The 12,146-nt window shown below is 71.6% G+C and carries 11 protein-coding genes; 1 reads left to right on the top strand and 10 read right to left on the bottom strand.

All coding sequences use genetic code 11. The annotated features are described in order from the left end of the window. Window positions 1-9: 9 nt before the first annotated feature. On the bottom strand, window positions 10-834 hold the full coding sequence (locus ACIBG7_RS01850) for an NAD(P)H-binding protein (protein WP_397334856.1): 825 nt from the start codon (window positions 832-834) through the stop codon (window positions 10-12). A gap of 237 nt (window positions 835-1,071) precedes the next feature. On the opposite strand from ACIBG7_RS01850, the gene ACIBG7_RS01855 reads away from it, so the two are divergent. Continuing rightward, window positions 1,072-1,875: an SAM-dependent methyltransferase gene (locus tag ACIBG7_RS01855; RefSeq protein ID WP_397334857.1), complete on the top strand. Its 804-nt coding sequence runs from the start codon at window positions 1,072-1,074 to the stop codon at window positions 1,873-1,875. Between the two features lie 46 nt (window positions 1,876-1,921). Here ACIBG7_RS01855 and ACIBG7_RS01860 read toward each other — a convergent pair whose 3' ends face one another. The 9 genes from ACIBG7_RS01860 to ACIBG7_RS01900 are packed head-to-tail and all read right to left on the bottom strand — an operon-like array spanning window position 1,922 to window position 11,961. Further along, a complete protein-coding gene (locus tag ACIBG7_RS01860) occupies window positions 1,922-2,614 on the bottom strand; it encodes a hypothetical protein (RefSeq protein ID WP_397334858.1) in 693 nt (230 codons plus the stop codon). Continuing rightward, the gene (locus tag ACIBG7_RS01865) at window positions 2,611-3,546 is read right to left on the bottom strand and encodes an NAD-dependent epimerase/dehydratase family protein (RefSeq protein WP_397334859.1); all 936 of its coding nucleotides are present in this window, start codon (window positions 3,544-3,546) and stop codon (window positions 2,611-2,613) included. Before ACIBG7_RS01865 ends, ACIBG7_RS01860 begins: the two co-directional genes overlap by 4 nt. Next, a complete protein-coding gene (locus tag ACIBG7_RS01870) occupies window positions 3,543-4,796 on the bottom strand; it encodes a nucleotide sugar dehydrogenase (protein ID WP_357917308.1) in 1,254 nt (417 codons plus the stop codon). The genes ACIBG7_RS01865 and ACIBG7_RS01870 overlap by 4 nt, the downstream gene beginning before the upstream one ends. After that, complete coding sequence (locus tag ACIBG7_RS01875) at window positions 4,789-5,670, bottom strand: endo alpha-1,4 polygalactosaminidase (RefSeq protein WP_397334860.1); 882 nt, start codon at window positions 5,668-5,670, stop codon at window positions 4,789-4,791. Before ACIBG7_RS01875 ends, ACIBG7_RS01870 begins: the two co-directional genes overlap by 8 nt. Continuing rightward, the gene (locus ACIBG7_RS01880; RefSeq protein ID WP_397334861.1) at window positions 5,649-6,548 is read right to left on the bottom strand and encodes an NAD-dependent epimerase/dehydratase family protein; all 900 of its coding nucleotides are present in this window, start codon (window positions 6,546-6,548) and stop codon (window positions 5,649-5,651) included. Before ACIBG7_RS01880 ends, ACIBG7_RS01875 begins: the two co-directional genes overlap by 22 nt. Beyond that, window positions 6,545-7,273: a sugar phosphate nucleotidyltransferase gene (locus ACIBG7_RS01885; RefSeq protein WP_357917300.1), complete on the bottom strand. Its 729-nt coding sequence runs from the start codon at window positions 7,271-7,273 to the stop codon at window positions 6,545-6,547. Before ACIBG7_RS01885 ends, ACIBG7_RS01880 begins: the two co-directional genes overlap by 4 nt. A gap of 13 nt (window positions 7,274-7,286) precedes the next feature. After that, complete coding sequence (locus ACIBG7_RS01890; protein ID WP_397334862.1) at window positions 7,287-8,576, bottom strand: hypothetical protein; 1,290 nt, start codon at window positions 8,574-8,576, stop codon at window positions 7,287-7,289. Continuing rightward, window positions 8,573-9,964, bottom strand: a complete 1,392-nt coding sequence (pelF, locus tag ACIBG7_RS01895) for a GT4 family glycosyltransferase PelF (RefSeq protein ID WP_357917294.1) — start codon at window positions 9,962-9,964, stop codon at window positions 8,573-8,575. The genes ACIBG7_RS01890 and pelF overlap by 4 nt, the downstream gene beginning before the upstream one ends. Beyond that, window positions 9,961-11,961: a hypothetical protein gene (locus ACIBG7_RS01900; protein ID WP_397334863.1), complete on the bottom strand. Its 2,001-nt coding sequence runs from the start codon at window positions 11,959-11,961 to the stop codon at window positions 9,961-9,963. Before ACIBG7_RS01900 ends, pelF begins: the two co-directional genes overlap by 4 nt. Window positions 11,962-12,146: the final 185 nt, after the last annotated feature.

Genomic DNA, 12,146 nt, shown 5'->3' on the forward strand with positions numbered 1-12,146 from the left:
GGACGCGGGCTATCTGAACGCGGCCACGTGCTCGTTCGCCCAGTCGGCGAAGGTCAGGGCCGGGCGGCCGGTGAGGGCGGGGACGACCTCGGCCCACTCGGCGTTGAGCGAGGCGGGCGTGGCCCAGAGGCCGAAGAGCCAGTCGACGACCTCGGGCGGGTAGCCGTCGGAGATCCACTGGGTCCGGGCCGCCGCGGGGTCGAGCTCGTCGAGACGGATGGGCTCGCCGAGCGCCTTGGCGATGGTGTCGAGCTGGGCGGCGACGGTCAGGGCCTCGGGCCCGGCGAAGGTGTGGGTGCGTCCTTCGTGGCCGTCCTGGAGGAGGGCGGCGGCGGCCACGGCGGCGATGTCGCGTTCATGGGTCGGCTGGGTGACCGCCTGGGCGTAGGGCCGGGACAGGGTGCGGGTGGCGCGGATCGCCGGGGCCCAGTCGAGCCAGTTGGCGGCGAACTCGCCCGGACGGATGCAGGTCCAGTCCACGCCGGAGGACTGGACGGCCGCCTCGACGACGCGGTAGCCGGTGTCGAAGGCGTCGTCGTCCGCACCCGCGCCGGACAGCAGGACGATGCGGCGCACGCCGGACTCGACGGCGAGCGCCACGACCTCGGCCGCGGTCTCCGGGACCGGGAACAGGTAGAGCCGCTCCGCCCCGGCGAGTGCGGCGCGGAGGGTGTCGGGCTGGTCGAGGTCGCCCCCGCGCACCTCGGCCTCGGCCGGGAGGGCAGCGGTCTCAGGACGGCGGGTGAGCGCGCGGACGGACTGGCCGGCCTTCAGCAGTTCCGTCACGACGTGCCGTCCCACGGTGCCGGTCGCGCTCGTCACCAGGATCGTCATGGTTCTCCTCATGGGCTTTCGAGGCTGGACAGAGGGAGCGCCGCCGCGTCCGTGGCCATGGTTTTCGCGGCGGCGATCCCGGACCCGGGGCAGGCTAGGCGGCTTCGCGCGAGCTCGCATATGGATCGTTCCAAAGTCGCTCTGTGGGCATTTATGTGGATTCGGCGGTCCGAAACGGTGCCGCGGCTTACGATCTTCGTAACATCCCTGCGCGAACAACCCAGAAAGCCACCGACCATGCCGAACGAGCGCCTGGACCTCGAAGCGAGGATCCACCCCGAGATCCCGCACGCCGCCCGGATCTGGAACTACTGGATGGGCGGGAAGGACAACTTCGAGGCCGACCGCGCCGCCGGCGACGCCGTGGCCGCGGTGTACCCGGACATCGTCCGGATGGCGCAGCAGTCCCGGAAGTTCCTGACCCGCGCGGTGAGCTACCTGGCCGGCGAGGCGGGCATCCGGCAGTTCCTGGACATCGGCACCGGCCTGCCGACCATGCAGAACACGCACGAGATCGCGCAGCGGCTCGCCCCGGACTCGCGCATCGTCTACGTCGACAACGACCCGCTGGTGCTGGTGCACGCGCGGGCGCTGCTGAAGAACACCACGCCCGAGGGCGTCACCGCCTACCTCGACGGCGACTACAACGAGCCAGAGCTGATCGTCGAGGACGCGCACAACGTGCTCGACTTCACCAAGCCGATCGCGGTGATGTTCATGGGCGTGCTCGGCTACGTCGAGGACCACCAGGCGGCCAGGTCGATCGTGGACCGCGTCGTCGGCGCGCTGCCGTCGGGCAGCCACCTGGTCCTGTGGGACGGCACGGCGACCGGCGACGCGGTGGCCGAGGGCAGCGAGAAGCTGGCCGAGAGCGGGGCCGTGCCGTACCACCTGCGCTCGCTCGCCGAGATGGGCGAGTTCTTCGCCGGCCTGGAGCTGGTCGAGCCGGGCCTCGCGCCGATCTCGCACTGGCGGCTGGAGGAGGGCGCGGAGGAGGTCACGCCGATCGACGCGCACGGCGCGATCGGCCGCAAGCCGTAGGACGGAGGCCGGTGGCGGAGTCCGACGGGATCCGCCACCGGCCGGTTCACACCCTCGACAGCGCCCGGTCGCTGACGAAGCAGAGCATCCCGAACTCCTGGGCCCGCTGATACGCGAACCGGGTGAGCTCCTCGTTGTCCGCGTAGTCCAGGGCGTACAGGTCGAGGTCGTACTCCAGCAACTGCTCGGCCACCACGCCGTGGAAGGACAGCACGTCGTCCGGCCAGGGCGCGTAGGTCTCCAGGTCCACCCACCGGGCCGAGAACGACTCGAACAGGATGCCGTCCACCAGCGCCGCGAGCTGCGGCAACAGCCCGAACCCCCGGTTGGCCAGCAGGTAGTCCGGCCGCGCCTCCTCCCGGATGGCCGCGATCAGGGTGAGCAGGTGGGGCAGGTCCTCGGGGTAGGTCTGCTCCAGGTTGAGCGTGTCGAGGAAGAGCCCGGCGAAGCCGCGGCCGATCGCGTCCCGCGCCTGGGAGACGACGTGCGCCATCCAGCCGGGGTCGCCGACGTGCACGAACGCGCCGCCCCAGTCGGGGTTGCGCTCGGCCCGTTGCCAGGGCGCCGAGGGGCCGACGTCCTCCGACAGCGACAGGTAGCCCAGCGTGTGCACGCCTCGCCCGCGCAGCCGGCCGAGCTGGGCGGGGCTGTAGAAGTCGGCCTGGAGGACGACCTTCTCGAAGCGGGAGAGCCGGTCGAGCTCGCCGTCGCCGTAGTAGAAGCAGATCGGCTCCCTCACGAGACCTCCTGGAACACGTGCTCGCGATACCACGCGAAGGTCCGCGCCACCCCGTCCTCCAGCCCGACCCGGGGCACGAAGCCGGTGACCTCGCGCAGCAGCGAGATGTCCGGGCAGCGCCGCGCGACCGAGCCCGCGGGCGCGGGCACCTCCCGGACGGCCGGGTCCGCCCCCGCGATGCGCAGGATCAGCTTGGCCAGGTCGCCGATGTTCGTCTCCTCGGGATTGCCGATGTGCACCACCCCCTCGTACGGCGAGGCCATCAGCCGCACCATCGCCTCGACCGCGTCGTCGACGTGGCAGAAGGCCCGCGACTGGTCGGCCCCGTAGAGCACGAACGGGTCCTCGCCCCGCAACGCCCGCAGCGACAGCTCCGGGATGACGTGGTCCACCCCCATCCGCGCCCCGTAGACGTTGTGGAAGCGCCCGACCACCGCGCTCGCCTTGCTGTGCAGAACTGCGGCCTCGCCGAAGGTCTTGCTGATGGCGTAGCTGAAGCGCGGCGCGGCGACCTGCTCGATGACCAGCGGCACGTCCTCGGCGGTGGGGACGGGCACGAGCCCGGTGGAGACGCCTCCGGCGTAGGCCTCGCTGGTGGAGGCGAAGAAGAGCCGCTGGCCGGGCCGGATCCAGTCGAGCAGGTGGAGGGCGACGAGCGAGTTGACCCGCAGCACCCGGGCCGGGTCGGCCTCGACGTTGCGCACGCCGACCACGGCGGCCAGCAGGTAGACGTGGTCCCACCCGGCCGGGTCCAGGTCGGCGTACGACGCCGGATCCGTCAGGTCGCAGGACCGGATGTCGGTGAAGTCGGTGAAGTCGTGCCTGCCGCGCGAGAAGTCGTCCGCGATGGTGACCGAGTGCCCGTCGGCCAGCAGCCGGCGGGCCAGGTGCAGGCCGATGAAGCCGGCGCCGCCCAGCAGCAGGGCCCTCATCGCGCGTATCCGATCCCGGCGTAGCGGGCGCCCTGGGCGCGCACCGCCGCCTCGTCGAGGATGCGCCAGGAGTCGAAGACGACGCGGATCCGCGAGCAGTCCACCGCCAGCTCCCGGTAGTCGGGATGGTCGTTGATCACCAGCAGCGCGTCGGCCGAGGAGATCGCCTTGTCGAGGCTCATCGGCTGCCCGCCGTACTGCCGGATCACCTCCTCGGGGACGAGCGGATCGTGGCCCTGGACGATCAGCCCGGCGGCGGCGAAGACCGGCAGCATCGCCTCGATCGGGGTGCCGCGCATGTCGTCGGTGGCCGGCCAGCCCTTGTAGGCCCAGCCGAGCACCGACAGCCGGATGCCCTCCGTGCTGCCGAAGACCTCCCGCACCTGCGCCACCAGGCGCTCGGCGACGTGCACGGGCAGCCGCTCGTTCAGCGCGCGGGCGGCGCGGACCAGGTCGGAGCCCCCGCTGGCGAGCATGATGTACGGGTCCTTGGACAGGCAGCCGCCGCCCACGTACCCGGGCTTGGCCAGGTCGGGCCGCGGGTAGTCGAGGTTGCAGGCGCGGATGACCTCCAGCGGGTCGAGCCCGTGCCGCTCGGCGACCAGGGCGAGCTCGTTGCCGTAGGCGTAGATCAGGTCGGTGTGGCAGTTGTTGGAGAGCTTGACCAGCTCGGCCGCCTCCAGCGAGGACACCGGGACGATCTGGTCGGCCAGCCCCTCGAACAGCGCGACGCCCGCCGCCAGGGACGCCTCGTCGAGGCCGCCGACCACCTGCGGCAGCTCGACCAGCTCGCGCAGCGCCTGGCCCTGGATGGTGCGCTCGGGCGCCATGACCAGCCGCGCGCCTTCGGCCAGGTGGGGCAGCACGACGCCGCGGCTGGCGCCGACCGGCACGGTGCTGCGCACCACCACGAGGGTCTCCGGGCCGCACGCGGCGCCGACCGAGCGCGCCGCGGCCTCCAGGTTGGCCAGGTCGGGCGAGCCGCCGGACACCGGGGTGGAGACCGACAGGATCGCCGCGTCCAGCGGCACGTCGGGCAGGGCCGAGCCGATGAAGACGGTCTTGCCCAGGTGCTCGGCGAAGACCTCCTCGACGCCCGGCTCGAACAGGTGGATGCGGCCGTGCGAGAGCGCCTCGACGACCGCCGGATTGGCGTCCACGCCGTGGACGACGTAGCCCTTGCGGGCCAGGGCGGCGGTGAGCGTCAGGCCCACGTAGCCCAGGCCGACGACACCTACGACTTCAGGCATTGCAGGGTCTCCCTATGTGATCGAGATCGAGCGTGGTGACGTTGCCGGCGAAGCCGTGCTCGGCGTACTTGGCGCACGCGGCACGGACGTTGGCCGGGGAGGTCGCGTAGTCGGTGGCGAGCACGGTCTTGCCGAGCTCGCGCAGGGCCTTCGCGCCGGCGAGGTTCTCGGCGCACCAGTCCTCCGTGCAGGGCCGGTCGTCGCGGAAGAACAGGTCCTCCATGCCGATGCCGTCGATGGCCTCGGTGTAGCCGCGCTGCTCGCGCAGCTCCGGCGAGTTCTGCGGGAAGACCAGCAGGCCGGGTGCGTGCCGGGAGATCCGGATGACCAGGTCGGCCATCCGCCGGGCCAGCGAGGCCCGGCTCTCCCCCGGCACCAGCTTCAGGTCGATCTCCTCGTAGGCCAGCGGGGTGTCGAGGTAGACGCCGTCGAACCCGGCCCGGACCGCCTGGTCCACCCGCGGGCGGATCACCCGGTCCCACCACGCCGGCTCCCAGAAGCGGACGAAGTGCTCGTCCGGCCACTCGTCCCAGCGGTTGAGCCGCAGGCCGTCGGTGGCGGGGAACTCGGTCCTGAACTCCTCGATCGAGCCGATCTCGAAGTAGGCCAGGACCTTCTTGCCGGTACGGCGAAGCCGCTCGATCTCCTCGCGGCCGAAGTAGCCCGGGACGGTGGCGTCCCGCGACAGGTCGATGATCGCCAGGTCGTGCGGCGCCTTCGCCAGGTGGTCGAGCCTGCCGCCGGGGTAGCCCTGGAGCTGGTAGGCGAACGAGCGCACCGGCTTGCCTGCCGTACCGGAGGCCGGGCCCGGAACCGCGCCGGACGGCGAGCAGGCCGTGGCGAGGACCAGGGTCAGGGCGAGGAGGCCGCGCACCGGGCGCCCTCCAGCTCCAGCCACATCTCCCGCACCGAGGCGGTCAGCGGGATCTGCGGCGACCAGCCGAGCAGGCGGCGGGCCCGGGCGATGTCGGCCTGGCTCCAGGTGACGCCGGCCGAGCGGGCCGATTCGTCCTCCTCCTCCAGGATCTCCCCGGAAAAGCCCGCCTCCTGGGCGAGCAGCCGCACCGGCAGGCGCACCGGCACGGCCTGGCCGCTGCCGACGTTGTAGACCCCGGCGGGCCCGGCGAAGGCGGCGGCGACCACCGCGGCGGCCACGTCGCGCACGTCCACGAAGTCGCGCATCGCCCCGAGCGAGCCCATCCGGACCGCACGCTGGCCGGTCGCGACCGCCTCGGCGAAGAGCGCGGCGGCCCGGCCCAGCACGTTCTGGGCGGAGACGCCCGGCCCGACCGGGTTGAAGACGCGCAGCGAGAGCGCCTCGACCGGGGCGTTCCCGACCAGGCCGGTCCCGGCCAGGTGGCTGACGCCGTAGAAGCTCACCGGCCGGGCCGGGTCGTCCTCCCCGGCGGCGGTGCCGGGCGGCGTCACGCCGTACTCGGCCGCCGAGCCCAGCCGGACCAGGCGGCCCCGCGGGCAGACCTGGCCCATCGCCTCGATGAGCTGCGCGACCACCCCGGCGTTGGCCCGCAGGAGCAGGTCGGCGGGCCCGGTCAGGCGGCCCACGCAACTGAGGACCACCGAGGCGCCGCTCTCCCTCAGCAGCTCCGCGACCTCGGCGGTGCCCGCGTTCAGCAGGTCGAGCCGGGCGCGGCCGGCGCAGGTCAGGGAGGTGACCCGCGGGTCGGCCTCCAGCAGCGCGCGAACGTGCCGGCCGATGAAACCCGAGCCGCCGAGCAGCAGGATCGCGGTCATCGGACCGGCTCCGGCTCCTGCGGCAGCAGCAGGCCGCGGAACTCGTCGAAGCGCGCGTTGGCCTCGTCGTAGTCGTCCGGGCGGCCGATGTCGAGCCAGTAGCCGTCGAACTCGTAGACCGCGGGCGGGGTGTCGCGGGCCAGCAGGTCGAGGACGAGCTCGTCGAAGCCGAAGGCCATGCCCTCCGGGTAATGCATGATCGACTGCTTGGACAGCGCGTAGACGCCCATGCTGACCAGGTAGGACAGCAGCGGCTTCTCCCGGAAGCCGGTGATGAACCCGGCCCCGGCCTCCAGCACGCCGAAGTCGATCTTCACGACGCGGGGCGCGGTCGCGACCGTCAGCGGCACGCCGGAGCCGCTGTGCGAGGCCAGCAGCTCGGCGTAGTTGAGCGTGGTGAGCACGTCGCCGTTCATGACGAGGAAGTGCTCGGGCAACTGGTCGCGGATGGAGAACAGCGGGCCGATGGTGGACAGCGGCTGGACCTCCTCGGTGTAGTCCACCCGCAGCCCCCATCGCGAGCCGTCCCCCACGAAGGCCCTGATCAGCGGTGACAGGTGGCCCACGGCCAGCGTCGCGCTGCTGAAGCCCTGCGCGGTGAGCTGGCGCAGGATGATGTCGAGGATGGCGTACTCCTCCCCGATCGGCACCAGCGGCTTGGGCAGCGCCGAGGTGTAGGGGCGCAGGCGCACGCCTTTTCCGCCCGCGAGGATGACCACGTGCATGGGGAAGTTCTCCTTATCGGTAGGCCCACACGTCCCGCAGCCGCGAGGCCGTCAGGACGAGCAGCAGGCACAGGAAGAGCAGGCAGGCGGCCAGGAAGAGCAGGGTGTCGGAGAGCACCGGCAGCGGCGCGGCCAGCCTGATGCCCGGATGCAGCACCAGCGCCGCCCCCTGGGCCAGGCACAGCTCGGCCACCCGGCCCTGGTTGGCCAGGAGGAAGGACAGGTAGTAGGCGCCGCCGAGCACGACGTGCGCGAGCGCCATCACCACCCCTTCCGGGGTGAGGGCGACGAACAGGAACGGCAGCGCCGACAGCGCCACCAGCGCGGCCAGGCACCAGCCGAGCCCGTGCAGCAGCAGGCGCTGGGCCTGCCTGGTGAACTCGACGGGGTAGCAGACCTGCCTGGTCACCCCGCGGACGTCGTCCTCGAAACAGTGCGCGCGGTACTCGAGCACCCCCATGCCCAGCACCAGCCCGGCCCCGGCCACCGCCAGGTCCGGCCGTTCGACCACGTACCGCGCCTCCGCCTGGAGCAGGAAGAGCGCGGTCAGCGCGGTGTGCGCCAGCCCGGCCGGCAGTCCCGCCGGCGCCCGGACCGGTGCGCGTTGCTCCCTGGTGAGCAGTACGGCGGCGCAGGCCACCGCGGCGATGCACCCGGCGCCCACGGTCACGGCCAGGACGGCCGCCACAGGCTCGCCGATCGCCAGGTACAGCGCCCCGGCCAGCACGCCGGGCGCCATCAGCACCGCCATGACGCCCTCGCGCCGGTGCATGAGCAACATCCCGGAGCAGAGCTGGAAGGTGATCTGGGCGACGCAGAGCGCCAGCAGCGCGGGCGGGGCCTGCAACGCCAGGCCGATCGCGGCGGCGATCCCGGCGCCCAGCAGCAGGCCGAGGCGTAACGCCGTGCCAGCCGCGGCGGGCGTGCCGTACCCGAACCTGGCCAGGCAGCCGCCCAGCACCCAGCCCGCGCCGGTGGTGAGCACCAGGCCGGGCATCAGCCACCGCGCCCCGACGAGCGCGGAGGCGGCCGGCAGCAGGGCGCCCGGCATCGCGTACAGCAGGCCGTGGCTGAGCTGCGCGAACGCCCGCGAGCGCCGCCGCACGCCGCCCGGTGGCGGCTCCGACTCCCGCACCAGGCGGGCGTAGACCGCCTCGGCCAGGGAGAAGACGTCGTGGTGACCGTACCGGTCGCGGGCGATCTTGTCGTTCAGCCCCTCGGACTCCAGGGCCGCGGCCACCTGGAGCGGCTCGACCGCCTGGACCAGCTTCGGGTTGAGCCGGCGGGCCAGCTCCTCGCTCATGGCAGGAGCTCCTCGTAGACCTGTCGGTAGTCGTCGAGCGACTGCTGGAGGGTGAACCGTTCCATGACGCGCTCGCGCGAGGCCGCGCCCAGCCGGTGGCGCAGGTGGTGGTCGGTCAGCAGGCGGATCGCCGCCTCGGCGACCGCGACGTGGTCGCGCGGCGCGACGACCAGCCCGGCGTCGGCGACCGCCTCGGCCACTCCCCCGACGTTCGTGCAGACCACCGGCCGCCCGCACGCCATCGCCTCGACCACGGTGTACGGGAAGCCCTCGGAGATGCTGGTCAGCGCGACGACGTGCCCGGCGTGGTAGGCCTCCACCTGGGTGGACACCCGGCCCTCCAGGACGGCGGAGCCCTCCAGCCCGAGCTCGGCGATGAGCGCCACGCAGCTCGCGTGGTAGGTCTCGTTGCCCTCGGGCGTGCCGCCGAAGATGCGCAGCACCGCGTCGGGCAGCTTGTCGCGGACGATGGCGAAGGCGCGGATCAGCGTGTGCAGGTCCTTGAGCGGGTCGATCCGGCCCATGAAGACCAGCGTCGGGCGCTCCGGCTCGCTCGTGGCGAGCGGGAAGTCGGCCGGGTCGACGCCGTTGTACATCACGTGGATGCGCTCGGGGTCGGCGCCGCCGTGCACCTGCCAGCGCTTGTTGTAGGAGGAGTGCGGCGCGATGCGGTCGGCGATGGCGTAGGAGGCGCCGGCCAGCCGGCGGAAGAAGCTCAGCAGCAGCACGCGGACCGGGTGGCTCACCGGCTCGGTCAGGTACTGCAGGTAACGCTCACGCAGGTAGACGCCGTGCTCGGAGAGCACGATCGGCGTGCCGTACCGCCACTTGGCGGCCATCGCGACCAGCATGCTCAGGCCGTTCATCGCCACGTGCGTCAGGTCGGTGCGGATCGGCTCGGCGGCCAGCGGGCGCAGCATGTGGCCCAGCAGGTGCGAGGCGGTGATGCCGTCGGCCAGGTTGATGCCGTCGAGCCGGTTCCAGTACCAGCAGTCCATGAGCTGGGTGAGCGCCTCCGCGCTGGTCAGCGCGCCGACCAGGTCCTCGCAGGCGGACAGGCGGCGCAGGATGTCCAGGAACTCCCTGCTGCCGTCGCCCATCACCGCCGGGGTGAGGATCATGCGCAGGAACTCGCCGTAGGGCTCGTGGAACCCCGTTTCCGGCGCCCGCGTGGAGCGCCGGAGCGGGGTGGTCGGCCACAAAGGCATCGAGACGACTTCGTCGAGGTTGTCCGGGAGCTCCCAGACCGGGCGTTCGGCGCCGTCCACGGTGAGCGTCACGACGCCCCACCGGTGGTCGGGCATGCCGCGGATGAGCTGGTCCATCCAGACGCTCACGCCGCCCATCGCGAAGGGGTAGGTGCCTTCGGAGACCAGGGTCACCTTCACGGACGCGCACCCGCCGGGACGGTGACAGGGGTGTTCGCGGTGAGGGTGATCGTCGCGGTCCTGTCGGTGCCGTAGGCGGTGCCGCCGGCGTTGGTGGCCAGGACCGAGCCGTTGACCGGGGAGGTGAAGGTGACCGTGCCCGCGGTGCGGTCGTGGACGGCGTCCGCGCCGGCGGACAGGGCGGTGAAGTGCGCGTTGCGGCCGGCGACGTAGCCGGCCAGGCCGCCCCAGTCGGGGGTGAGCAGGGGGACGTTGTACCAGTTCTTGTATTTGGCGGCGACGGCGTTGAGCCAGTCGAAGGTCAGGTTCTTGTTCCCGCCGTAGTTGCGCAGGTTGCCCTGGTGGAAGGTGTGCGCATAGACAGATCCCGACATCACATGCTGAAGCGCGACATCAGCCTCGTGCCCGACTATTTGGGTATACGTCTGGTCGGTGGGCCAGTAGGGGAATTTACCGTTAGGCCCGTAATAGGAGTTGTAGAAGAGCGTTTCCTCGGCCGGAGTCGTCACGTGGTAGGCGATGTTGACCGGCCAGTCCGGGACGACCAGGAGCGAGGGCTCCATCGGGTGGTAGGTGCCGCAGTTGAAGCAGCTCGGCCTGTGGCTGGGGAACGACATGTTCCCGTGCAGGTACTTCACGCCCGCGTCCTTGGCCGCCTTGAGCAGGTGCGGGTTGGAGGCGTTCAGTCCGTAGTCGGTGGGCGGGTCGATGTCGTTGTTCGGGTCGGGGTGGTAAACGCCCAGGCCGGAGTACTCGCCGGTCTTCAGCACCGTCTTGTCCACCGCCAGGCCGAGCTGGCCGGCGCGGGCGAGGTTCTGGTTGATCTCGTTCAGGCTGGTCGCGTAGTCGGTGGTGTTCATCTTCGGGTGGGTGAAGGTGTGGTTGATCCACGTGAACACGCTCTGGTTGCACCTCGACCAGTTGCTCAGCGGCTCGCCGCCCAGGTTGAGCAGGCACAGCGTCAGGCCGTTGGGGTTGGAGCCCTCGCCGTTGTAGGCGATGTTCAGCTTGAAGGCGCCGGCCAGCGGGTTGGCGCCGCGGAAGGCGTTCTGCTGGTTGAGCGTGCTCTGCGCGTCGGCCTGGGAGATCCGGAAGCCCGGGTTGCTGTTGACCGTGCCGTTGGCCTGCAGGTGGTCGGTGTAGGAGAACCAGTCGTCGACGTCGACGTTCAGGTAGTGCTTGCGCTCGCCCAGCATCAGGCCCCGCGTCGCCCAGCGCAGCAGGCCGTAGGTGAGCAGGTCGGCCTGCGGCAGGTACTGGTTCGAGGTGAAGGTCAGCGCCGCGCGCTCGCGGCCGTCGGCGCTCGTGCTCTTGACGCCCAGCACGTCCGAGCCCGACTGCAGGATCGGCTCGGCGGCGCAGCCGGGCTGGATCGTGCTCTTGTAGACGTACGACAGGGTGATCGGGATGCTCGCCGTGGGCTTGAGGTAGTCGAAGATCGGCGCGCCCTGGCCGGTCATCGTCGCGGTCAGCGGGTTGCCGCCCTCGCTGCCCGGCCGCAGGCAGTAGTCCTCGGGGTAGGTGCCGTAGGCGGTGTAGAGCGAGACCTGGCGGACCTTGAAGTCACGCTCGTAAGCCCATAGACCGTTCCATTCCTGGGCGTCCAGGCCGCTCACATAGCCGTTTCCGTCGTGGTAGAGCAGCGCGTTGTTGGTCAGCAGGATCGCGTTGTACCGGCCCGCCCCGTCCGCCCGCAGCAGTTCGGGCAGCGCCTCGGTCCTGGTCAGGACCACGTCGTACGGCAGGCCGACCCGGTCCAGGACCGCCTTCCACGTCGCGACCCCGAAGTCGTCGGCGTCCACCCCCACCACCAGGGCGCGCAGCCCCACCTTCGACGTCACCGGCGCCGCCTGGACCTCGCCCGCGGTGGCGAGAGACCGGGTCGCGCCCTCCGCCCCGGCCTCCGCCCCGGCCTTCAACCGGCCGTCGACCGGCACCGGGGCCAGGCCGGTCGCCTTGGGCAGGGGCTTGCCCTTCTCCACCTTGGGCCGGGCCACCTCGCCCCGATCCGGTGCGGCATGCGCTGGGGTTTGCCCGTTTTCTTGCTTAAGCGGCTTCTGCGGCAATGGCGATGCCGTGAGGCCGAGTGCTATCGGGAGGGCGGTCCACGCTATATAGCCTTTTTTCACGGATTTATCTCCTACGTGCCGCCATTAGCGACTTAGGCAGCCGAATGATGAAG

This window comes from Nonomuraea sp. NPDC050328 (assembly GCF_044459405.1).
GTDB lineage: Bacteria > Actinomycetota > Actinomycetes > Streptosporangiales > Streptosporangiaceae > Nonomuraea.